19 protein-coding genes and 1 pseudogene are annotated in these 22704 nt (G+C 74.1%); 11 read left to right on the top strand and 9 right to left on the bottom strand.

Annotation, left to right across the window (positions count from 1 at the left end):
- Positions 1 to 76 precede the first annotated feature (76 nt).
- From ACS04_RS32775 to ACS04_RS32755, 5 genes are all read left to right on the top strand, one after another.
- A complete protein-coding gene (locus ACS04_RS32775) occupies positions 77 to 1297 on the top strand; it encodes an NAD(P)/FAD-dependent oxidoreductase (protein WP_048480508.1) in 1221 nt (406 codons plus the stop codon).
- Between the two features lie 203 nt (positions 1298 to 1500).
- Positions 1501 to 1866, top strand: coding sequence for an Rv2175c family DNA-binding protein (locus ACS04_RS32770; RefSeq protein WP_030863625.1), 366 nt, complete (start codon positions 1501 to 1503; stop codon positions 1864 to 1866).
- 64 nt (positions 1867 to 1930) lie between these two features.
- On the top strand, positions 1931 to 2572 hold the full coding sequence (gene thiE / locus ACS04_RS32765; RefSeq protein WP_048480507.1) for a thiamine phosphate synthase: 642 nt from the start codon (positions 1931 to 1933) through the stop codon (positions 2570 to 2572).
- Positions 2573 to 2664: 92 nt separating this feature from the next.
- Positions 2665 to 3582: a methylenetetrahydrofolate reductase [NAD(P)H] gene (gene metF / locus ACS04_RS32760; protein ID WP_048480506.1), complete on the top strand. Its 918-nt coding sequence runs from the start codon at positions 2665 to 2667 to the stop codon at positions 3580 to 3582.
- Between the two features lie 51 nt (positions 3583 to 3633).
- Complete coding sequence (locus ACS04_RS32755) at positions 3634 to 4596, top strand: hypothetical protein (RefSeq protein WP_048480505.1); 963 nt, start codon at positions 3634 to 3636, stop codon at positions 4594 to 4596.
- Positions 4597 to 4659: 63 nt separating this feature from the next.
- On the opposite strand, the gene ACS04_RS32750 is transcribed toward ACS04_RS32755, so the two are convergent.
- The 5 genes from ACS04_RS32750 to ACS04_RS32730 all read right to left on the bottom strand — a co-directional run bounded on the left by ACS04_RS32750 (position 4660) and on the right by ACS04_RS32730 (position 8987).
- Entirely contained in the window at positions 4660 to 6072 is a 1413-nt protein-coding gene (locus ACS04_RS32750; protein ID WP_209441832.1) for a phytoene desaturase family protein, read from the bottom strand.
- A gap of 61 nt (positions 6073 to 6133) precedes the next feature.
- Positions 6134 to 6769: a DUF4126 domain-containing protein gene (locus ACS04_RS32745; protein ID WP_048480503.1), complete on the bottom strand. Its 636-nt coding sequence runs from the start codon at positions 6767 to 6769 to the stop codon at positions 6134 to 6136.
- 165 nt (positions 6770 to 6934) lie between these two features.
- The gene (locus tag ACS04_RS32740; RefSeq protein ID WP_048480502.1) at positions 6935 to 7336 is read right to left on the bottom strand and encodes a DUF3040 domain-containing protein; all 402 of its coding nucleotides are present in this window, start codon (positions 7334 to 7336) and stop codon (positions 6935 to 6937) included.
- A 306-nt stretch (positions 7337 to 7642) separates the two neighbouring features.
- Positions 7643 to 8416, bottom strand: coding sequence for a methyltransferase (locus ACS04_RS32735; RefSeq protein WP_048480501.1), 774 nt, complete (start codon positions 8414 to 8416; stop codon positions 7643 to 7645).
- 88 nt (positions 8417 to 8504) lie between these two features.
- The gene (locus tag ACS04_RS32730) at positions 8505 to 8987 is read right to left on the bottom strand and encodes an SAV_6107 family HEPN domain-containing protein (RefSeq protein WP_048480500.1); all 483 of its coding nucleotides are present in this window, start codon (positions 8985 to 8987) and stop codon (positions 8505 to 8507) included.
- Positions 8988 to 9181: 194 nt separating this feature from the next.
- Between ACS04_RS32730 and ACS04_RS32725 the strand changes: the two genes are divergently transcribed.
- The 3 genes from ACS04_RS32725 to ACS04_RS32715 are packed head-to-tail and all read left to right on the top strand — an operon-like array spanning position 9182 to position 12817.
- Positions 9182 to 10087 carry an ATP-binding cassette domain-containing protein gene (locus tag ACS04_RS32725; RefSeq protein WP_048480499.1) on the top strand — a complete coding sequence of 302 codons (906 nt, stop codon included), beginning with the start codon at positions 9182 to 9184 and terminating at the stop codon, positions 10085 to 10087.
- Positions 10059 to 12146 (top strand): YhgE/Pip family protein, encoded by a 2088-nt coding sequence (locus ACS04_RS32720; protein WP_048480498.1) that lies wholly within the window; start codon positions 10059 to 10061, stop codon positions 12144 to 12146. The genes ACS04_RS32725 and ACS04_RS32720 overlap by 29 nt, the downstream gene beginning before the upstream one ends.
- 44 nt (positions 12147 to 12190) lie before the next feature.
- Positions 12191 to 12817 carry a TetR/AcrR family transcriptional regulator gene (locus ACS04_RS32715; protein ID WP_048480497.1) on the top strand — a complete coding sequence of 209 codons (627 nt, stop codon included), beginning with the start codon at positions 12191 to 12193 and terminating at the stop codon, positions 12815 to 12817.
- A 394-nt stretch (positions 12818 to 13211) separates the two neighbouring features.
- Here ACS04_RS32715 and ACS04_RS32710 read toward each other — a convergent pair whose 3' ends face one another.
- From ACS04_RS32710 to ACS04_RS32695, 4 genes are all read right to left on the bottom strand, one after another.
- Positions 13212 to 15653: a transglutaminase TgpA family protein gene (locus ACS04_RS32710; protein ID WP_048480496.1), complete on the bottom strand. Its 2442-nt coding sequence runs from the start codon at positions 15651 to 15653 to the stop codon at positions 13212 to 13214.
- Positions 15650 to 17023 carry a DUF58 domain-containing protein gene (locus ACS04_RS32705; RefSeq protein ID WP_048480495.1) on the bottom strand — a complete coding sequence of 458 codons (1374 nt, stop codon included), beginning with the start codon at positions 17021 to 17023 and terminating at the stop codon, positions 15650 to 15652. The genes ACS04_RS32710 and ACS04_RS32705 overlap by 4 nt, the downstream gene beginning before the upstream one ends.
- Positions 17023 to 18066 carry an AAA family ATPase gene (locus ACS04_RS32700; RefSeq protein ID WP_048480494.1) on the bottom strand — a complete coding sequence of 348 codons (1044 nt, stop codon included), beginning with the start codon at positions 18064 to 18066 and terminating at the stop codon, positions 17023 to 17025. The genes ACS04_RS32705 and ACS04_RS32700 overlap by 1 nt, the downstream gene beginning before the upstream one ends.
- A gap of 135 nt (positions 18067 to 18201) precedes the next feature.
- Positions 18202 to 18753 carry a beta-class carbonic anhydrase gene (locus tag ACS04_RS32695; RefSeq protein ID WP_048480493.1) on the bottom strand — a complete coding sequence of 184 codons (552 nt, stop codon included), beginning with the start codon at positions 18751 to 18753 and terminating at the stop codon, positions 18202 to 18204.
- 341 nt (positions 18754 to 19094) lie between these two features.
- Between ACS04_RS32695 and rsmH the strand changes: the two genes are divergently transcribed.
- The 3 genes and pseudogenes from rsmH to ACS04_RS32680 form a co-directional block, all read left to right on the top strand.
- Positions 19095 to 20024, top strand: coding sequence for a 16S rRNA (cytosine(1402)-N(4))-methyltransferase RsmH (rsmH, locus tag ACS04_RS32690; RefSeq protein WP_048480543.1), 930 nt, complete (start codon positions 19095 to 19097; stop codon positions 20022 to 20024).
- A complete protein-coding gene (ftsL, locus tag ACS04_RS39875) occupies positions 20021 to 20632 on the top strand; it encodes a cell division protein FtsL (RefSeq protein ID WP_048480492.1) in 612 nt (203 codons plus the stop codon). The genes rsmH and ftsL overlap by 4 nt, the downstream gene beginning before the upstream one ends.
- 114 nt (positions 20633 to 20746) lie before the next feature.
- Positions 20747 to 22687, top strand: a pseudogene (locus ACS04_RS32680) (peptidoglycan D,D-transpeptidase FtsI family protein); the annotation flags it as partial.
- Between the last annotated feature and the right edge of the window lie 17 nt (positions 22688 to 22704).

The following is a 22704-nucleotide window of genomic DNA, read 5'->3' as shown; positions in this document are numbered from 1 at the left end:
CGGGTAAGGCTGCCTCCCCGGCGGCCGCGCCGAGCCGCTGTTCCTGACGTAACGTCAGATCGCTAGGGTGGGCGGTGTGAGCGAGCAGACGGAACAGACTCAGAGCGGCGTCGTCATCGTCGGCGCCGGAATGGCCGGGGTGCAGACCGCGGTCGCGCTGCGGGAGCAGGGGTGGCGCCGCCCCATCACCCTGCTGGGCGCCGAGCCCCACCAGCCCTACGACCGGCCGCCGCTGTCGAAGGCGGTGCTGCTCGGCAAGGCCGAGGACTCCGCGTTCGACGTGGACTTCGAAGGGCTCGGCATCGTGCTCCGGCTCGGGGTGGAGGTCACCGGGCTGCGGGCCGCCGAGCGCGAGCTGGACACCGAGGCGGGGCCGGTCCCGTACGAGTTCCTCGTCCTGGCGACCGGCGCCGAACCGCTGACCCTGCCCGGGTCCGAGGGCGTCCCCGGCGTGCACCTGCTGCGCACCCTGGACGACGCGGCCCGGCTGCGGCCGGTGCTGGCGCGGACTCCGGCGACCGTGGTGGTCGGGGCGGGCTGGATCGGCGCCGAGTTCGCCACCGCGGCGCGCGAGGCGGGCTGCGCGGTGACCGTGGTCGAGGCGGCCGACCGGGTGCTGGCCGGGGCGCTGCCCGCTGAGGTCGCGGCCCCCATGGCCCACTGGTACGAGCAGGCCGGGGCCGCGCTGCTGACCGGCGCCCAGGTCGCCTCGGTGGAGGCCGGGCGGGTCCTGCTCGCGGACGGGCGGGAGCTGCCCGCGGGCGCGGTGGTCGTGGGCATCGGGGCCCGGCCGGCGACCCGGTGGCTGGCCGGCTCGGGGGTCGGGCTCGGGCCGGAGGGCGCCGTCGCGGCGGACGAGTACCTGCGCACCGGCCTGCCCGGGGTGTACGCGGTCGGCGACTGCGCGTCGTTCCCCTCGGCCCGCTACGGGGCGCGGCTGCTGGTCCACCACTGGGACAACGCCCTCCAGGGGCCGCGCGTGGTCGCGGCGAACATCGTGGCGGGCAAGGCGCTCCAGGTCTACGACCCGGTGCCGTACTTCTGGTCGGAGCAGTTCGGCCGGTTCGTCCAGTACGCGGGCCACCACGCGGGCGCCGACGAGCTGGTGTGGCGCGGGGACCCGGCCGAGGCGGGCTGGTCGGTGTGCTGGCTGCGGGCCGGGGCCTTGGCCGCCGTCCTGGCGGTGGGCCGGCCGCGGGACCTGGCGCAGGGGCGGAAGCTGATCGAGACGGGCGCCCCGGTGGACCCGGCCAAGATCGCCGACCCCGCGGTCCCCTTGAAGTCGGCGCTGGTCTAGGGGGCCGTCCGGGCCGACACCCGGGCGCTGGTCCGGGTCCCCGGCCCGGGCGGCGGCCCGGCTGCCCAGGCTGCCCAGGCGGCCCGGCGGCCCGGCGGCCCGGCGCCCCCGGCGGCCCGCAGGGGCCGCCCCGGCGGGCCGCGGGGACCCGGACGGGTCGGCCCGGGTACCGGGTGTCAGCCGGAGGTGGCAGGCTTGTGCCCGTGACCGAGATTGACGCAAAGATCGACGCCCTTGTCCCCGCCTGGCTGTACGTCCCCGACATCGCCGAGATGCTCGACATCGAGGTGACCCGGGTCCGCCAGCTGGTCAAGGAAGGTCAGCTGATCGCCGTACGCCGGGGCGAGAACCGTTCGCTCCAGGTGCCCGCCCCCTTCATCGACGGCGACAAGATCGTCAAGGGCCTGCCCGGCCTGCTGACCGTGCTCCGCGACGACGGCTTCTCCGACGAGGAGATCCTGGAGTGGATGTTCACCCCGGACCCGACCCTGCCCGGCACCCCCGCGCAGGCGCTGAGCGAGAATCGCGGCACGGAGGTGAAGCGCCGCGCTCAGGCGCTCGCCCTCTGACCGGCTGATCCACCGGCGTACGGGCCCGCCCGGGCCCGTACGCCACCACCAGGGGGGAACACCCATGCAGCAGCTGTCCGACGCCCGGCTCTACCTGTGCACGGACGCCCGCAAGCGGCAGGGCGACCTCCCCGAGTTCCTCGACGCGGTCCTGGCCGGCGGGGTGGACATCGTCCAGCTGCGCGACAAGGGCATGGAAGCCGGCGAGGAGCTCGAACACCTGCGGGTGTTCGCCGACGCCGCCCGCCGGCACGGCAAGCTCCTCGCGGTGAACGACCGCGCCGACGTCGCCCACGCCATCGGCTCCGACGTCCTGCACCTGGGCCAGGGCGACATCCCGGTGCCCGCAGCCCGCGCGATCCTCGGCGAGTCCGTGCTCGTCGGCCGGTCCTGCCACGCCGAGTCCGAGGTCGACGCCGCCGTCTGCGAGCCGGGCGTGGACTACTTCTGCACCGGCCCCTGCTGGCCCACCCCCACCAAGCCCGGCCGCCACGCCCCCGGGCTCGATCTGGTCCGGTACACGGCCTCGCTGGCCCCGGCCCGCCCCTGGTTCGCCATCGGCGGCATCGACGCCGGCAACCTCGACGAGGTCCTCGACGCCGGAGCCACCCGCATCGTGGTCGTCCGCGCGCTCACCGAGTCCTCCGACCCGGGCGCGGCCGCCGCCGACCTGGCCAAGCGGGTCCGCGAGCGCGTTTCCCACTAGGCCACCGGCGCCCGCCCGTCCGGGTGTCCAAAAACGTGTCCAAAAGGCGGACACGGCTTCGGAGACCGCGAAGGCGCGTCTAACCTGCCCGTATGGCCCTTGGTACCGCTTCCACCCGTACGGACCGTGCACGCACGGTCCGCGACCTTCTGGCGTCCGGGAGCAAGTCGTACTCCTTCGAGTTCTGGGCCCCCAAGACGGAGAAGGGCGAGCGCAACCTCTGGAACGCGCTGCGCCGGATCGAGGCCGTGGGCCCGAGCTTCGTGTCCGTCACCTACGGGGCCGGCGGCTCCACCCGGGGCGGCACCGTCAAGGCCACCCAGCAGATCGCCGCCGACACCACCCTCACCCCCGTCGCGCACCTCACCGCGGTCGACCAGTCGGTCGCCGAGCTGCGCCACGTGATCGGCCAGTTCGCCGACGCCGGCATCCGCAACATGCTCGCGCTGCGCGGGGACCCGCCGGGCGACCCCATGGGCCCCTGGGTCAAGCACGCCGAGGGCGTGGACTACGCGGCCGACCTCGTGCGCCTGCTCAAGGAGTCCGGCGACTTCTGCGTGGGTGTCGCGGCCTTCCCCGAGATGCACCCGCGCTCGGAGGACTGGGACACGGACATCCGGCACTTCGTGGACAAGTGCCGCGCCGGCGCCGACTACGCGATCACCCAGATGTTCTTCGATCCGGAGAATTATCTGCGGCTGCGCGACAGCGTCCAGAAGGCGGGCTGCGAGACCCCGATCATCCCCGAGGTCATGCCTGTTGTGGGCATCAAGCAGCTCGACCGGCTGCCCCAACTGAGCAACGCAGTCTTCCCCGCAGCCGTGAAAGAGCGCATGCTCGCCGTCAAGGACGATCCGGCCGCTGTACGCTCCATGGGGATCGAGTTCGCCACGGAGTTCTGCGCGCGGCTGCTGTCCGAGGGTGTCCCGGGGCTGCACTTCATCACGCTGAACAATTCCACGGCGACTCTCGAAATCTACGAGAACCTGGGCCTGCACCAGCGGGCCTGATCGGCCGGCTCCCGTTTCCTGGGCGGTCGGCCGTACCGAGAGGTGCCACGCATGGGAATGACGGTCCTCTACATCGCGTTCGGCTTCGTCGCGCTGTGGCTGCTTGCCGAGGTCCTGATGCAGTACAAGGCCCGGCTGCGCTGGCGGTTGCTCGCGTTCGCCGGGTTCCTGGGCGTGGTCGCCGGGGTGGTGCTGCCGTCGGTACCGGTCATCGGCCTCGGCGCGGCCGCGTTCGCCGCGGGCCAGACCCTGGTCACGCTCTCCTTCCGCAAGGGCTTCGAGGCCGGCTGGGCGCTGCGCCGCGGCGGTGAGCCCGTCCGCAAGCAGAGCCGGCGCCGGCGGGCGGGCGGTCCGCGCCCCGAGCCCGCACTCGAAGTGACCGGGCTGGAGTACGGGACCGAGGGCGCGGCCCCCGACGCCGAGGGCGGCGACCGGGCCGAGGCGTTCGACCGGGAGCGGCCCGAGCCGCAGTTCCGTTCCACGGGCGAGGAGTTCTACAGCCCGGAGCCGCTGCCCGAGGACACGGGCTCGTACGGGATACAGAGTTTCGCCCCCACGGCCGACGCGGGCCGCACGGCGCCGTTCGCCTCGCCGTTCGCCGCGGACGAGCAGGACGCGCACCAGTACGCCTCCTACGGCGGCCAGGGCTACGACCCGCAGGGCCAGGGCGGCTACGACTACTCCGCGGGCTATCCGGCCGGCGGTGAACAGCAGGTCTACGCCGCCTACTCCGATCCGTACATCGGCACCGGCGGGGCCGTGATCCCGCAACAGCCCTACGACTACGCCCCGTACGCCGGCTACGCGGCCGGCGACCCGTACGCGGGCGCGGGCGCACAGCAGCAGTACTCGATGGACACCCCGCCCGGCGGGGTGTGGGTGCCGCAGCAGCGCTCGACCGACGAGGCGGCCCCGGGCTACCCCGGGGACGAGCAGAACCCGTACCCGCAGCAGCAGCAACCGCAGCAGTACCCGTACCAGGGCACCGGCGAGTACGAGCAGTACCGCTACTGAGGCACGACGGGTACCGGCGCACGCGGTGAGCCCCCGGGGAGACCCTCCCCGGGGGCTCCGGCGTCACTGGGAGCCGCGGAACCGCGCGCCCTCCACGATCAGTCCGGCCACCAGGGCCCCCGTCATCCCCGCGTGCGCGAGCCCGCCGCCGGGGTGCGCCCAGCCGCCCGCGAGGAACAGCCCGGGCAGCGCGGTGGTGTTGGCGGGGTAGAGCAGCGCGCCGCCGGCCCCGGCGAGCGCCGGCGGGGGCACCGCGCCGCCCGCCGCGCCGGTGTCCGCCTCGATGTCCGCCGGCGTGCGCTCGCGGCTCCACAGCAGCCGCTCGCGCAGTCCGGGCACGGCCCGGGCCGCGAGGTCCAGCAGTGCTTCCGCGCGGGGCGCGGGGCGGCCCCCGGGGCCGCACAGGGCGCTCACGGTGACCGCCTCGTGGTCCGCGCCCGGCCGTAGGGCCGGGTCGTCGGGGCGCAGCACGGTCAGCTGGGTCTCCGGGGAGTGGACCAGGGTCCGGTGGACGGCGTCGGCGGGGCGGGCTCCGCGCAGCGCGAGCAGCAGGGTGGTCCGGCCGGCCGCCTCCGGCCCGCGGGCCGGGACGCCGCCGGCGGGCAGCGGGGCGCGCAGCTGCCGCGGGTCGACGCCGCACACCACGAAGTCCGCGGCCGTCTCGACGCCGTCGGCCAGCAGCAGCCCGGCCGCCCGGCCGTCCCGCTCCAGGACCTCCCGTACGGGCGCGTCGAAGACGAAGGCGACCTTCCGTTCCAGGCAGCGCTCGTACACGGCGGTGGCCAGGGCCCGCATCCCGCCGCGCACGTACCAGCTGCCGAAGGTCTGCTCCATGTACGGGAGCACGGCCGCCGAGGCGGGCGCGGTGGCCGGGTCGAGGCCGTACGCCCGCACCCGAGCGGCGAGCAGCTCACCGAGCCGCCCGCCCAGTTCGCGGTCGGCCACTTCGGCGAGGGTCGGCGGGCGGCGGCGCAGCAGGCCGCTCTTGCGCAGCGCCGGGTAGGGATCCGCGCCCAGCACCTGCCAGTCGGGGCGCAACGGCTCCTCCAGCAGGGGGCGCCGGGTGGCGTTCCAGGCGTCCCGGGCGCGGCCCAGGACCTCGTTCCAGCGCTCTCCGGCTCCCGGGCCGAAGGCCTCGTCGAGGACGGCGGCCGCGGCGCCGCGCGAGCCGGCCGGGAGGGTCACGACGGTGCCGTCGGCGAGGACGTGCCGGACGGCCGGGTCCACCTGGACCAGCTCGACGCAGTCCTCCAGGGGCCGCTTGCCGGTCTTGACGAACAGGTCGCGGTAGACGGCGGGCAGGTGCAGCAGACCGGGCCCGGTGTCGAAGGCGAAGCCGTCCTGTTCGTGGCGGCCGACGGAGCCGCCGTAGGTGGACCCGCGCTCGTACACCGTCACCTGGTGCCCCGCCACGGCCAGCCGGGCCGCCGTGGCCATCGCGCCCATGCCGGCGCCGATCACCGCAATTCGTGCCATGCGCACGACCCTACCGAGCGGGGTCGGAGGAGCTTGGAGCAGGTCAGGGGGAAGGGCGGGGTCAGCGGGGCGGTACCGCGGCCCGCGCGGTCGCCTCGCGCTCCTGGGCCGCGAGCCGCTTCTCCTCGCGGCGCTGGGCCCGGCGGCGCAGGAAGCGGCGGATCCGGCTCCAGAGGAAGACGAGTACGGCCAGACCGGCCGCCAGCAGGACGGCGGCGATGACCGCGGCGGCCTGGGGGTTGAACATCGCGAAGGTGACGATGCCCGCCACGCCAAGGTCCTCGGCGGTGCTCAGCACGATGTTGCTGACCGGCTCGGGTGAGGTGTTGACGGCCATCCGCGTGCCGGCCTTGACGAAATGGCTGGCCAGCGCGGTGGAACCGCCGACCGCGCCGGCTGCGATGTCGGAGAGCGAGCCGCTCTGGCCTGCCAGCAGGGCGCCGACCACCGCCCCGGCCACCGGCCGGATCACGGTGTGCGCCGCGTCCCAGACGGAGTCCACGTACGGGATCTTGTCGGCGACGGCCTCGCAGAGGAACAGCACGCCGGCGACGATCAGCACGTCGGTGCGCTGGAGGGACGCGGGGACCTCGTCGGTCAGTCCGGTCGCGCCGAAGACGCCGAGCAGGAGGACCACGGCGTAGGCGTTGATCCCGCTGGCCCAGCCGCTGGTGAAGACCAGGGGGAGCACACTCACCGGGCCATCATGCCGCAGGACCGGGCCGCGGCAGCGGCGATCCGCAAGACGGGGCGGATCGGTGTGAGGGGCCGGATCGGTGTGAGGGAGCCGGATCGGCGCGGCAGAGCGGTGAGGGGACGGCCGCCGTGCGGCGGCCGTCCCCTCACCCATGTCTGCGGGGGCCTACTGCCCCTGTTCGTCGCGGCGGCGCTGCCACCGCTCCTCGATACGGGTCATCATCGACCGACGCTGCCGGTTCCGGCCGTGGGCCGAACCGCCTGCACTGCCGGAGACGGGCTGCTCGCCAGGCTTGGGTGCCTTGCGCCAACCGGTGACCACGAGGACCGTACAGCCGAGCATGACGAGGAATCCCACCACGCTGACCCAGAGTACGTTCGGAACGATCACACCGGTCATGAGGAGCGCGATACCCACCACAATGCCTGCGACTGCCTGGTAGACCCGTCGCCGGGTGTACGTACGCAGTCCGCTTCCCTCAAGCGCTGTCGCGAACTTGGGATCTTCGGCGTACAGCGCTCGCTCCATCTGCTCGAGCATTCGCTGCTCGTGCTCCGAGAGCGGCACGGGAGTCCTCCTCATCCGTCGGTCGCGGGGGGTAGCGACCAGGGGTCCCCTTCAGGATAGGCGGGGAATCGCCCCCGTGACACCCGCCCTCGACGCCAGGTTCCAAAACACGGTCGGGAAGGGGCGCCGCCCCGAAAGGCGCCGCCCGGACACATCCTTGCGTGAACCGTACCGCCGGGTGGCGGGTCACTGAGGCGCTTATTCCCCACTGGCCCGTCCACCATGCCGGTCCTTGCGCACGATCATACGGGGCCGGGCGTCCGAACGGAGGGTGTCCGGCGTACTCCCTGAGCGGAACTCCGCAGATCAGGCGCTCTCGCCGGCGGGACCCTTGCGGCCCAGCACGTGCAGCTGCGTGGCGACCGCGTGGAAGGCGGGCAGCTCGGCGGCGGCCTCCTCCAGGCGCAGCAGGGCCTCGACCGCGCCCGGCTCGGTGTCGACCAGGACACCGGGGACGAGGTCGGCGAAGACGCGGACCCCGTGTACCGGGCCGACCTCCAGGCCGGCCCCGCCGACCAGGGCGGCGAGCTGCTCGGCGGTGAAGCGGCGCGGCACCGGGTCGCCCGCGCCCCAGCGCCCGGCCGGGTCGGTGAGCGCCGTACGGGCCTCGGTGAAGTGGCCGGCGAGGGCGCGGGCCAGCACCGCCCCGCCGAGGCCCGCGGCGAGCAGGCTGAGGGTGCCGCCGGGGCGCAGGGCGGCGACCGCGTTGGCCACGCCCTCGGCCGGGTCGTCCACGTACTCCAGCACGCCGTGGCAGAGCACCACGTCGTACGCGTCGCGCTCGACGACCTCCAGCAGGCCCTGGGCGTCGCCCTGGACCCCGCGGACCAGGTCCGCGACGCCCTCTTCGCCGACGCGGCGCTCCAGCCCGAACAGTGCGTTCGGGCTGGGGTCGACCACGGTCACCCGGTGGCCCAGCCGGGCCACCGGCACGGCGAAGTTGCCGGTGCCGCCGCCGGTGTCCAGCACGTCCAGCACATCCCGCCCGGTCGCCTTCACCCGGCGGTCGAGGGCCTCCTTGAGGACCTCCCACACCACGGCGGTGCGAAGGGAGGCGCGGGGGCGGGAAGTGTCCGACACGGCTGATGGCTCCTCGGCGCGACAAGGGTGGGAGATGCGAGCCCCACCCTATTGCCTGCACGCGGGCGTGCCGCTCACCCCGCCCAGCTCAGCCCGCGTCCGGATGCTCCGGACGGGGCTGCGGCAGCGTCGGCGCCACCGGCCGGAGGGCGAGCATCCGTTCCACCAGCCGCAGGAACATCGCCACGGCGCGCACCAGATCGTCCGCGTCCCGGACCGTCGCCGCGTCCGCGATCCCCGCCTCGGCCCGCGCCCTGCGGTCGGCGCCGGAGGCGAACAGCGCGCTCCACTCCGTCAGCTCCGGGGCTATCTCCGGGAGCACCTCCCAGGCGCTGCGGATCCGGGGCCGGCGCCGCGCGCCGGCCGGCTCCGGATTCCCGCGCGCCGCGAGCACGGCCGCGGCGGTGCGCAGCGCGGCGAGGTGGGCGGTGGCGTACCGCTCGCCCGGCCGGTCCAGCCGGGCCGCCTCGGCCAGGCCGGCGTGGGCCTTGGCGAGCAGATCGAGCGCGGCCGGGGGAGCTGCCGACCTGCGCGGGACGGGGTGGACAGGGGACGGGGACGGTGTGGCCATGACGAACCTCCTGTCGTTGCGTACTGCTGTGTCTGTGTTTGTGCCTGCCCCCATCGTGACGCTCGACACTGACAATCGCGCTGACCTGCGGTTTTGCTGCCGACCGTCTGTCAACTGTCCCCCTGGGCAGGTGAGGTGGGACCAGAGGTGGTAGTTTTTGAACTGACCGGTCAGTTTAAAAGGAGGGGGGCGGCGTGGACAGCCCGCACGGAGCGGCCGTCAAGGCCGAGGACTTCGGACTCAAGGGCCCGCGCGGCTGGGTGTTCCGGGGAGTGCGCCTCGACGCGGAGCCCGGCTCGCTCATCGCCGTCGAAGGCCCCTCCGGCAGCGGCCGGACCTGCCTCGTCCTCGCCCTCACCGGACGCATGAAGGCCACCGAGGGCCATGCCGAGATCGCCGGCCACCGGCTGCCGCGGCACCTGGCCGCGGTCCGCCGGATCGCCGCACTCGGCCCGGTCACCGGGGTCAACGAACTCGACCAGTCCCTCACCGTCGCCGAGCAACTGCGCGAGGGCGCACTGCTCCAGCGCCGCTACGAGGGACCCGTGCGCGCCCTGCTGCGCCCGCGCGGCGAGCGCCGCCACGCCGCACGGGCCCGGATCGACGCCGCCCTGGCCGCCGCCGGGCTGGACCTCGCGACCCTGCCCAAGGGCCCGCGCACCTCGGTACGCGACCTGGAGCGACTGGAGGCGATCAGGCTGTCCGTGGCCATCGCCCTGCTCGGCGCTCCGCGCCTGCTGGCCCTCGACGACCTGGACCTCAAGCTCTCGGACGCCGAACGCGCCGAGGCCTGGAGCCTGCTGCGCTCCATCGCCGCCGCCGGGACCACCGTCCTCGCGGTGTGCAGCGAGGCGCCGGACGACGTGACGGTCCTGCGCACGGGCGGTCAGGGCGCCGAGCCGGACCCGGCCGGCGAGAGCGCGGAGAGCGCAGACACCGAGAAGACCGAACAGACCGGACAGGCCGGACAGGCCGGACAGGCCGAACAGGCCGGACAGGCCGGACAGGCCGAACAGGCCGAACAGGCCGAGCAGACCCAGAAGACCGAAGACACCACGAAGGGGGCGGACGATGCGCTCGCCGAAGCTGGCCGCGCTTGAGCTGAAGCGGTTCGGGCGGGGGAAACTGCCCCGGGCCGCGCTCGTCGCACTGCTCCTGCTGCCGCTGCTCTACGGAGCCCTGTACCTCTGCTCCTTCTGGGACCCGTACAGCCGCCTCGACAAGGTCCCCGTCGCGCTCGTCAACGCCGACCAAGGCGCCACCGTCGAGGGCAACCGCATCGACGCCGGCAGCGAGATCACCAAGAAGCTGCACGCCAGCAAGACCTTCGAATGGCACGACGTGAGCGCCGAGGAGGCGGCCAAGGGACTGGAGAGCGGGACGTACTACCTGTCCCTGACCATGCCCGCCGACTTCAGCGCGAAGATCGCCTCCAGCTCCGGCGCGGACCCCGCGACCAGCGCCCTCCAGGTGCGCACCAACGACGCCAACAACTACATCGTCGGCTCGATCTCCCGCACCGTCTTCGCCGAGGTCCGCTCGGCGGCGTCCACCAACGCCTCCCGCGGCTTCCTCGACAAGATCTTCGTCTCCTTCTCCGACCTGCACGACAAGACCGCCGAGGCCGCCGACGGCGCCGACAAGCTCAAGGACGGCGCGAGCAAGGCCCAGGAAGGGGCCAAGGAGATCGCCGACAACCTCGACAAGGTCGAGGAGAAGAACGGCGAGCTGACCGGCGGACTGACGAAGCTCGACACGGCCGCGGGCAAGCTGGAGACCGGCACGAAGGGCGTCGCCGACGGCACCCAGCAGATCGCCGACAAGATCAACGGCACGGCCTCCCAGGTCCGCCCCTACCTGGACAACCCCAAGGAGCTCGCCGACGCCGCCCTGCTCGTCGCCGACACAGCCCGGGTCGTCAACAACCACCTGGAGACCATCGGCAAGAAGGCCCCCGCCGCGGCCAGGGTGAGCAAGCAGGCCGCGGCCCTGGCGGCCGACACGTACACCCGCACGTGCACGGGCGCCGCTCCCAAGCCGCTGCCGGTCAGCTGCGCCGACCTGAAGAAGCTGAAGGACACCACCGCCGAGGCCGCCCAGCTCACCGGCGACGTCGACACGCTGGTCAAGGACTCGGGCGGCGATCTGGCCGGCCTGCGCGCCCAGCTCACCGACCTGGAGAAGCAGGCCCGCAAGCTCGCCGCCGGCGCCCCCGGCCTCGCCGGCAAGCTGGACCGGGCCGTCTCCGACGCGAACGCCCTCAACACCGGCGCCCACAAGGTCGCCGCCGGCATGGCCCAGCTCCACACCGGACTCGGCAAGGCCGCCGACGGCTCCGAGGCCATCGGCGCGGGAGTCGGCAAGATCGGCGACGGCGCGCACACCCTCGACGGCGGCATCTACAAGCTCGTCGACGGCAACGGCACCCTGGCCGACGGCCTGCACCAGGGCGTCGACAAGATCCCGGACTACGACCAGCAGCAGCGCGACGCCCGTACCCAGGTCATGGCCGACCCCGTCAAGCTCGCCAACCAGTCCCTGCACAAGGCGCCCAACTACGGCACCGGCTTCGCGCCGTACTTCATCCCGCTCTCCCTCTGGGTCGGCGCGATGGTCGCCTACATGCTGATCGCGCCGATGAACAAGCGGGCGCTGGCCGCGGGAGCCTCGCCCTGGCGGATCGCCCTGGCCGGCTGGCTGCCCGTGGCGGGGCTCGGCGCCGCGCAGGTGGGGGCGCTGATGTCCGTACTCCACTGGGGCCTCGGCCTGGAGATGGCGCGCCCCGCCCTCACCATCGGCTTCCTCTTCCTGGTCACCTGCTGCTTCGCGGCGATCGTCCAGTGGCTCAACGCCAAGTTCGGCGCCGCCGGCCGCATCCTGGTCCTCGCCGTCCTGATGCTCCAGCTCACCTCGGCGGGCGGTACGTACCCCGTCCAGACCAGTCCGTGGTTCTTCAACGCCATCCACCCGTACCTGCCGATGTCGTACGTCGTCGACAGCCTGCGCCGCCTCATCACCGGCGGAGACCTCACCCGGGTCTGGCAGGGCTGCGCGGTCCTGGCGGCGTTCACGGTGGGTTCGCTCGCCCTCACCGCGCTCGCCGCCCGCGGCAAGCAGGTGTGGACGATGGACCGGCTCCACCCCGAACTGAGCCTGTAGCGACCGGGCCCGCAGAGATCGGTTGACCTGTGAGAATCAGCGCCATGGAACGCAGCAGCACCGGTACCGGCGGCGGCCGCCGGCAGGCGACCCGCCAGAAGCTCTACGAGGCGGCCGTCACCCTCATCGCCGAGCAGGGCTTCTCCGCGACCACGGTCGACGAGATCGCCGAGCGGGCGGGGGTCGCCAAGGGCACCGTCTACTACAACTTCGCCAGCAAGAACGAGCTCTTCGAGGAGCTGCTGCGGCACGGGGTCGGGCTGCTGACGGTCTCCCTGCGCGACGCGGCCGAGGAGACGGAGCGGCGCGGCGGCACCCGGGTCGAGGCGCTCGACGCGATGATCCGGGCGGGGCTGGTGTTCATCGACCGGTACCCGGCCTTCACCCAGCTGTACGTCGCCGAGCTGTGGCGGACCAACCGGGCCTGGCAGTCCACGCTGATGGTGGTCCGGCGGGAGGCGGTGGCCGTCGTGGAGACCGTGCTGCGCGAGGGCGTGGAACGCGGAGAGCTGAGCGCGGAGATCGACGTGCCGCTGACCGCCGCCGCGATGGTGGGCATGGTGCTGGTGGCCGCGCTGGACTGGCAGTCCTTCCAGAGCGAGCGCTCGCTGGACGACGTGCACTCGGCGCTGTCGCTGCTGCTGCGGGGCCGGGTCAGCGGCAACCGCTGACGGGGACCGCCCGGGGCGGCCCGCCCCCGCCCTCCCGGGCGACCCCCCGATCGGCGGTGCCGCCCGGGGGCCCGCCCCCGCCCTCCCGGGCGACCCCCCGATCGGCGGTGCCGCCCGGGTGCCGGGACGGCGTAGAACTGGGGGCGTCCTCCGCCGCGCGTGAGTACGCGTACCTAGGCGCGGAAATGAGTACCTGCGCGGATGGCCCCCACCTGGGCGGACGACAGACTGGGGACACGGACGGGGACCCGGTCCGGACCGCCGACACGGGGCGGCCGGTGCGGACCGGGTACCTATGCCGGTGTGCGGCGCGAGACGGCGGGGCCCTGGGGGAACGGGCCCCGCCGTTTCGCGTCCGCCCGCGGGGCCCCGGCTGCGGCCGGGGCCCGCCGCGTCAGCCGCGGCCCCGGAGGGGGAGCCGGGACAGCAGCGCCGAGAGGGGGGCCAGCCGGGCCGCGACGGCCGTCGTCAGGGCCGACCACCGCGCGGCCGCCGACCAGCGCAGGCGCGCCGAGGAGCGGGGGAGGAGCAGCGCGCGGACGCGGTCCGCGCGGGTCAGCGGAGCCAGCAGCGCGGTGCGGGCCAGCAGGACGTCCGCCCCCAGGCCCTCGTACGCGGCCGCCGTGCCCGGCGGGGCGTACAGCGAGCGCTCCACCGCCGCCGCGACCCGGTGCACCGCCTGCGCCGCCTCCGGTTCCAGGCGGCCCAGCTCCACCACCCGCGCCGCCGCCCGGCGCGGTGACAGGGCCCCGTCGGGGGTGATGCCCACGTCCCAGGCCGCGTCGGACAGCTCCGTCCACGCCGCCAGGACCTGCCCCTGTGCCAGCCGGCGTCCCCGCAGCCGCCTCCGCCACAGCAGCGGGAGCAGCGGCAGGGCCAGCAGGGCCAGGATCGGCAGGGTCCAGCCCAGCACGCCGACCAGCGACGGCCCGCCGCCGCCGGCACCCCCCTCGGGCTGCGGCGCCGTCGCCCCGCACTCGCCCAGCTTCTTCGCCTCCGGCGGGCAGTCCTCGGCCTTCGACGGCGCCGCCGACGGCTGGGCCGCGCCGGTCGAGGGCAGCGGCGCCGGCGCGGACGGCTGGGCCGCCGGGAGCTCGGCCCGGGAGTAGTCCGGGAGGGTGATCCCCTGGCGCGGCGTCGGCTCGAAGCGGGTCCAGCCCACGCCCTCGAAGTACAGCTCCGGCCAGGCGTGCGCATCGCGCATCGACACGTTCACGCTGCCGTCCGCCTGCTTCTCGCCGGGCGTGAACCCGACCGCCACCCGCGCCGGGATCCCGAGCGAGCGCGACATCGCCGCCATCGAGAACGCGAAGTGGATGCAGAACCCCTCCTTGTCGGCGAGGAACCGGGCGATGGCCTGCGGCCCCGTACCCGAGGCCACCTTCGTGTCGTAGCGGAAGCCTCCGGTGACGGCGAAGTAGTCCTGGAGCCTCACCGCCCGCGTGTAGTCGTCCTTCGCGCCCTTCGTCACCTGGCGGGCCGTGTCCGCCACCACCGCCGGCAGGTTGTCGGGAATCTTCGTGTACTCGGCCTTGACGAGCGGATCGGGCTCCGGCGCCGCCTGCAACTGCTCCGCCGTCGGCCGCAGCAGCAGGCTCCGTACGGTGTACCCCGCGCCCTGCACGTTCTGGTACCTGTCCCGGCCCAGCTGGTCCCCGACCAGCGTCCGGCCGGCCGGCTCGAACCGCCACTTGCCCGGGATGTCCACGGACACGGCGGGATAGGGCATCGGCAGGTAGCGCTGGGCGTACGTGTCGGCCGCCGAGATGCTGGTCCGCACCTCGGTGCCCGTCGCCCTGACCCGCTCGCTCAGCCCCGGCGGGGCCGGCAGCCGCTCCGGCACGTCGGTCAGGGCCCGCCCCGAGGCCTCCCACTTGACGCCGTTGAACTCGTCCAGCGCCAGGATCCGCAGGTACTGCTCGCCGAGCTGCGGGCTGTCCGTGCGGTACTTCAGCACCACCCGGTTGTCCTGGGCGTTCAGGCTGCCCTGGAGGGAGACCAGCGGGTTGACCGCCGAGATCGTCCCGCCGACCCCGCCGCCGTCCCCGCTCTCGCCGCCCCGGGCCCCCAGCAGCCCGCCGCCGAGCGCGGGCAGCGCCGCCGGCACCGCCAGCGCGATCCCCAGCGCCACCGCGCCGATCCGCCGTCCGGTGCGTACGGGAGCCAGCGCCCGGCCCGGGCCCCGGCCCGCGCCGACGCCCCCGTACGCCGGGCCCGAAGAGCCCCGCGCGCTCGGGGCCGCGCCGAAGACCCGGCCCCACTGGGCGAGCCGGTCGCGGCCCTCGGCCAGCAGCAGCAACAGGTAGCCGCAGCCGGCCAGCAGGAAGGAGATCCAGGAGGCTCCGCCGCCGCCGGAGAGCCCCGCGGCGACCGAGTACAGCGCGAGCAGCGGCAGCCCGGCGGCCGCCGCGGTCCGCAGCGTCACCGCCAGCAGGTCCACCAGCAGCCCGATCAGCAGCACCCCGGACAGCAGCAGCAAGCGGATGCCGTCCGTCAGCGGAGCCGGGATCGCGAACTCCCCGACGTCCTGGACGCCCCGCCCGAACAGGGCGCCGAAGTCCGTCACCAGGTAGGCCATCGGCCCGGACCCGGTGGACTCCCCCTTGCCGGCGAACAGGAACACCAGCACCAGCAGGGACACCAGCACCTGCGAGGCCACCGTCAGCGTGCGCCCCAGCGGCACCCGCCGGGCCCCGGCCCCCACCGCGCCCTGCACGGCCAGCAGGACCCCCGCCTCCAGCACCCAGAGCGAGGAGTCCACCAGCGCGACCAGCGACCACGAGGTGAGCAGCGTCGCCAGCGCCGCGAAGAGCGTCACGCGCGCCCGCCCGCTCATCCCCAGCCTCCGGAAGCACCCGTGCCGAGCGGAGCGTTCCCTGCCTGCCGCCACAGCTCCCCGAACGCCACCCCGGGCGGCGCGGCCAGCGCCGTCCAGCCCGTCTCGCGCAGCCTGCCCAACCGTTCCTCCACCCGCGAGGGGCCCCCGGTCCACTGACCGGAGTCCAGGACGAAGGCCACCGCCGCCGCGCAGCGCCCGCGCATCTTGGCCGCCACCTCCGTCTGTACGTCGTCCAGGTCCCCGAAGAAGGCGATGAGGAGCCCGTCACCGCCGGCTCCGCCGAAGCCCCCGGCGCCGTGGCCGCCGCCGCTGCGCACGGCGTCGTACGCGCGGGTGAGGCCGGCGCCGTCGGAGTGCCCGACGACCGCGAGGGTGTCCATCATCAGCCCGGCCGCCTCCGCCGACTCCTGGCCTCCGGAGGTGAAGCCGCTGCCGTCGCCGGGCACCGAGGTCCCCGAGTCGGTCAGCAGCCGCACCGAGAAGCCCTGTTCGAGCAGGTGCACCAGGGACGAGGCGGCCCCGGAGACCGCCCACTCGAACGCGGAGTCCGGTCCGGCGCCCTCGTAGGCGACCCCGCGGGTGTCCAGCAGGACCGTGGCCTTGCTGCGCTGCGGCTGCTCCTCGCGGCGCACCATCAGCTCGCCGTAGCGGGCGGTGGAGCGCCAGTGCACCCGGCGCAGGTCGTCGCCGCGCCGGTACCCGCGAGGGATCACGTCGTCGTCGCCGGCCAGGGCCAGCGAGCGGCGGCTGCCGTCGCCGTAGCCGGAGGTCTCGCCGGTCAGCCGGACCGGGGCCAGGGCCTCGGTGCGCGGGATGACGGTGAGGGTGTCGTACGTGCTGAACGAGCGGGTCAGCTCGACCAGCCCGAAGGGGTCGGTCAGCCGCAGCTGGAGCGGGCCCAGCGGATAGCGGCCGCGCAGGTCGGAGCGGACCCGGTAGGAGACCTCGCGGCGCCCGCCGGGCTCGACCCGGTCCAGGACGAAGCCGGGCCGGGGGCCGAGGACGTACGGCACCCGGTCCTGGAGCATCAGCAGTCCGGTGGGCAGCCGCGAGACGTTCTCCATCCGCAGCTGCACCCGGGCCTCGGAGCCGGCGGGCACCCGCATCGGGGTCAGCCGGCGGCTGCCGGAGACCCGGTGGCGGGTGCGGTGCAGGGCGAGGACGCAGATCAGCGGCAGCACGGCGAGCAGCAGCCCGACCCGCAGCAGTTCTCCCTGGCCGAGCACGTACGCGCACAGGGCGGCGGCCACCCCGGCGGCCAGGAAGGACCGGCCGCGGGTGGTCAGCCCGGCCAGCGAGGCGCGCAGCCCGCCCGCGCCCCGGCCCGTGCTCCCGCCGCCGGCGCCGCGCGGGGCACCGGCACTCATCAGAAGCCCCGTACGCCCGCGCCGGGCGGCATCTCGCCGCGGGCGTGCGCGGCCGGGACGGGGGTGCGCTGGACGATGTCGTGGACGACCTGCTCGGCGGTGCGCCGGTTCAGCTGGGCCTGCGCGGTGGGCAGCAGCCGGTGCGCGAGGACGGGGGTGGCCAGCGCCTGTACGTCGTCGGGCAGGACGTAGTCCCGGCCGGACAGGGCGGCGGAGGCCTTCACGGCGCGCAGCAGGTGCAGGGTGGCGCGGGGCGAGGCGCCCAGGCGCAGGTCCGGGTGGCTGCGGGTCGCGGAGACCAGGTCGACGACGTAGCGCCGGACGGGCTCGGCGACGTACACCTCGCGGACGGCGTCTATCAGATTGACGATGTCGAGGGCGTTCGCGACGGCCTGCAGGCCGTCGAGCGGGGAGGTCCCGCCGTGCACGTCGAGCATCTGGAGCTCGGCGTCGGGGCTGGGGTAGCCGACGGAGACGCGGGCCATGAAGCGGTCGCGCTGGGCCTCGGGGAGGGGGTAGGTGCCCTCCATCTCCACCGGGTTCTGGGTGGCGACCACCATGAACGGGCTCGGCAGCGCGTACGTCGTGCCGTCGATGGTGACCTGGCGCTCCTCCATCGACTCCAGCAGGGCGGACTGGGTCTTCGGCGAGGCGCGGTTGATCTCGTCGCCGATGACGATCTGCGCGAAGATCGCGCCCGGCTTGAACTCGAACTCGCGGCGCTGCTGGTCGTAGATGCTGACACCGGTGATGTCGGAGGGCAGCAGGTCCGGAGTGAACTGGATGCGCTGGACCGAGCAGTCGATGGACTTCGCCAGCGTCTTGGCGAGCATGGTCTTGCCGACGCCGGGGACGTCCTCGATCAGCAGGTGCCCCTCGGCGAGCAGCACGGTCAGCGCGATGCGCACGACCTCGGGCTTGCCCTCGATCACGCTCTCGACGGAGCGGCGCACCCGCTCCGCGGTGCTCGTCAGGTCCCCGAGGCCCGGGTGCGCTCGACCGGGGGTGCCCCCATGGCTCGCTCGGTCGTCATACGTCGTCACCTGGTTCTCCTCGGCCCTTTCCGCAGGGCCGACGCTCTCGGCGCACTCCGGCCCACCCCGACAGGGACGCCGGCCCGGACGGTTTTCCGGGCGGCGTCTTCCCGCATTCTTGACGGCGTTACGGCCTTGTGTCACTCACGAGGCGGGATCGATCTCCCGCAGGAGTCCGGTGTGCACGTCGAAGACGAAGCCTCGCACATCGTCGCGGTGCGGCAGGAAGGGGTTCGTCCGGACCCGCTGCATGGACTGGCGGACGTCCTGGTCCACGTCCCGGAAGGCCTCCACGGCCCAGGCGGGGCGCTGGCCGACCTCGTCCTCCAGCTCGTGCCGGAAGTCCTCGGTCAGGCTTTCGAGGCCACAGCCGGTGTGGTGGATCAGTATCACCGTGCGGGTGCCCAGGGCGCGCTGGCTGATCGTGAGCGAGCGGATGGTGTCGTCGGTGACCACTCCGCCGGCGTTGCGGATGGTGTGGCAGTCGCCGAGCTCCAGGCCGAGGGCCTTGTGCAGGTCGAGGCGGGCGTCCATGCAGGCCACGACGGCCACGTGCAGGACGGGGCGGGCGTCCATTCCCGGGTCGGTGAAGTCGGCGGCGTAAGCCCGGTTCGCCGCGACCAGCCGGTCCGTGACGGAGCCGCCGCTGGCTGCCTGGGGGGTGGTCTCTGCGGGCAGGGATGCGGAAGTCGTCATGCCTACGACGTTAATGGTCACCGCTGGTAAAGGCATGGAGTGGAGATGGACAAAGAACATCAACCGGCCTTGTTGTGAGCTAACCCACAGGGGTGAGGCGGGGGCGACCATACGGGTGATAAGCGGCTTTTGCGGATTCCGTACGAGCGGGGCGCACGGCGCGCGGGGCGGTTCGTTGACCGCGGCGACCGTTGCACTAAAGTGACGCGAACCGGCCGGAGCCCGGCCCTGACCGGCCGCCCGGCCTCCTGGTAACACTCCGCGTGCGCGGCGCGGCGTATGCCTGCCGCGCCGTTATCTGAGAGGGCGCTTTGACTAGCGAGTCCCGACATGTCCCGGTGATGCTCCAGCGGTGCCTGGACCTGTTGGCCCCGGCGCTGGAGAGGCCCGGGGCCGTCGTCGTCGACTGCACCCTCGGCCTCGGCGGCCACAGCGAGGCCCTGCTGACCCGGTTCCCCGAGGCGCACCTGATCGGCCTCGACCGCGACAAGGAGGCCCTGCGGCTCTCCGGCGAACGGCTCGCGCCCTTCGGCGACCGCGCCACCCTCGTCCACGCCGTGTACGACGAGCTGCCCGAGGTGCTGGACCGGCTCGGCATCCCCGCCGTCCAGGGCGTCCTCTTCGACCTCGGCGTCTCCTCCATGCAGCTCGACGAGGCCGACCGCGGGTTCGCGTACGCGCAGGACGCGCCGCTGGACATGCGCATGGACCAGAGCACCGGGATGAGCGCCGCCGAGGTGCTCAACACCTACCCGCCGGGCGAGCTCGTACGGATCCTGCGCCAGTACGGCGAGGAGAAGCAGGCCAAGCGGATCGTCTCGGCGGTCGTCCGCGAGCGGGAGAAGGAGCCGTTCACGAACAGCGCGCGGCTGGTCGAACTGATCCGCGACGCGCTGCCGCAGGCCGCCAAGCGGACCGGCGGCAACCCGGCCAAGCGGACCTTCCAGGCGCTGCGCATCGAGGTCAACGGCGAACTGTCGGTCCTGGAGCGGGCGATCCCGGCGGCCGTGGAGCGGATCGCGGTGGGCGGCCGGATCGCGGTGCTCTCGTACCACTCGCTGGAGGACCGGCTGGTCAAGCAGGTCTTCGCGGCGGGCGCGGCGTCGACGGCGCCGCCGGGGCTGCCGGTGGTGCCGGAGAAGTACCAGCCCAAGCTGAAGCTCCTCACCCGGGGCGCGGAGCTGCCCACGGAGGAGGAGATCGCCGAGAACCGGCGCGCGGCGCCGGCCCGCTTCCGCGGGGTCGAACGCATCCGGGAGGCGCGGCTGTGAGCAGAGCCGGGGGACTGGGGAGGCTGCGGGGCGGCTCCGCGGGGCAGGCGGCGCTGACGCCGTTCGTCCTGCTGGTGGTGGCGTTGCTGGCCGGCGGGCTGATCAGCCTGCTGCTCCTGAACTCGGCGCTCAACCAGGGGTCCTTCCAGCTGAGCAAGTTGAAGAAGGAGACCACGGCGCTCACGGACGAGGAACAGGCGCTGCAGCGGGACGTGGACGGGTACTCGGCGCCGGACGCCCTGCAGCGGCGGGCGCACGAGCTCGGCCTGGTCCCGGGCGGGAGCCCGGTCTTCATCGGCCCGGACGGCAAGGTGACCGGCACGGCCGCGGTCGCCGAGCCCCCGCCGCCGCCTCCGAGCCCGGCCGCGCCCCCGGCCGGCCCCTCGGCCGCGGCCCCCGGAACCGCCCCGGGCGGCGCTCAGGCGGTCGGCCCGGCCCCCGCCCCGGCCACCGGTCCCGGCTCGGCCCCCGGCGGCGCCCAGGGCTCCGCCGGCACTCCCGCCCCCGACCGGACGGCCGCCCAGGGCTCCGCCCCGGCGGGCGCCCCGCAGGCCGGGCAGCCCGCGCCGGGCGGCGCCCCCCAGCCCAACCCGACCTCCGGAAGGTGACGTCGTGACGCGGACCCTCCCCCAGCTCCCGCCGGGGGTACCCCCGGCGGGAGCTTCCCCCCGCACCGGTCCGTCCGCGGGTCCGGCGCCCCGCACGGTCGCGGCGGTGGGCGCGTGAGCGCCCCCGGCGGGCGGCGGGTGCCCGCGCCCGGCGGCCGGCCGGGGCGCTCGCGCGCCGCCTCGCGGCCCGCCACCCGGCGGCCCGGCCCGGCCCGGCAGCCGCACACCATCCGGCTCGGCAGCCCCAAGCCGCGGCTGCGGCTCGTCAGCGTCGGGCTGACCCTCGTCATGGTGGCCTTCGTCGTACGGCTGCTCCAGGTGCAGGCCGTCGACGCCTCCGCGTACTCCGCCAAGGCCTCCGAGAACCGCTTCGCCAGCTACACCCTCGCCGCCGAGCGCGGCGAGATCACCGACCGCAAGGGCGTGGCCCTCGCGACCAGCGTCGACGCGTACGACATCACCGCCGACCCGAAGATGTTCACCCCCCAGGACAGCAAGGCCCCCGACGCCCCCGAGCAGGCCGCCGCCCTCCTCGCGCCGATCCTCGGCAAGGACGCCAAGGAGCTCTCCGCCCGCCTCAAGACCAAGAACACCCGCTACGTCGTCCTGGCCCGCCGCCAGACCCCCCAGGTCTGGAACCAGATCAAGGACCTCAAGCGGGTCTTCGCCGACAAGGCCGCCGCCGACAAGAAGCACAACGGACCCGGCGCCAACGTCCTGGCCGGCGTGTTCAACGAGGACAGCAGCAAGCGCGTGTACCCGGGCGGCGACCTGGCCGCCGGGATACTGGGCTACGTCAACGCCGAGGGCAAGGGCGCCGGCGGCCTGGAGTCCTCCCTCGACAAGAAGCTGGCCGGCAAGGACGGCGCGATCACATACGCCCAGTCCGGCGGCCGCCGCGTGCCCACCGCCGGCTCCAGCGAGAAGCCCGCCGTACCCGGCGAGGACGTCGAGCTGACCATCGACCGCGACATCCAGTGGGCGGCCCAGAGCGCCATCAGCGAGCAGGTCGCCAAGTCCGAGGCCGACCGCGGCTACGTCATCGTCCAGGACACCCGCACCGGCGAGGTGCTGGCCATGGCCAACGCCCCCGGCTTCGACCCCAACGACCTGTCCGGGGCCAGCTCCGCCGCCATGGGCAACGCGGCCCTCCAGGACGTGTACGAGCCCGGCTCCACCGCCAAGGTGATGTCGATGGCCGCCGTGCTGGAGGAGAAGAAGGCCACCCCCGAGACCCACGTCGAGGTCCCCAACCGGCTGCACCGCGGCGACCGGCTGTTCAAGGACGACATCGACCACCCGACCTGGTACCTGACCCTCAACGGGGTCCTCGCCAAGTCCTCCAACATCGGCACCATCCTGGCCACCGGCCAGCTCGGCGCCACCCAGCCCGAGGCCAACCGGGTCCTCTACTCCTACCTCGACAAGTTCGGCATCGGACGGCCCACCGGCCTGAACTACCCGGGAGAGTCGCGCGGCATCCTGGCCAAGCCCGAGGCCTGGTCCACCTCCCAGCAGTACACGATCCCTTTCGGCCAGGGCCTGTCCCTCAACGCCATGCAGGCGGCCTCCGTGTACTCCACGATCGCCAACGGCGGCGTACGGATCGCACCCACCCTGGTCCGCGGCACCAAGGGCCCCGACGGCCGCTTCACCCCCGCCCCGGCCCCCGAGAAGACGACCGTGATCAGCGCGGACACCGCCAAGTCCCTGGCGCAGATGCTGGAGTCGGTCGTGGACGACCAGGAGGGCACCGGCACCAAGGCCCGGATCCCCGGCTACCGGGTCGGCGGCAAGACCGGCACGTCCAACCGGGTGGATCCGGCCACCGGCCGCTACAAGGGCTACACCGCCTCCTTCGCCGGTTTCGCCCCCGCCGACAACCCGCGGATCACCGTCTACTGCGCCATTCAGAACCCCACCAAGGGCAGCTACTTCGGCGGCCAGATCTGCGGCCCGATCTACAAGAAGGTCATGGAGTTCGCCCTCAAGACCCTCCAGGTCGCCCCGACCGGAACCGCCCCCGCCGGGCTCCCCGTCACCTTCGACGCCGGCCCCCCGCCCGCCACCCA

It is taken from the genome of Streptomyces roseus (assembly GCF_001044425.1).
Taxonomy (GTDB): Bacteria; Actinomycetota; Actinomycetes; order Streptomycetales; family Streptomycetaceae; genus Streptomyces; species Streptomyces roseus.
The sequence above is the reverse complement of the archived record's forward strand: the minus strand, read 5'-3'. Positions and strand labels throughout refer to the sequence as shown.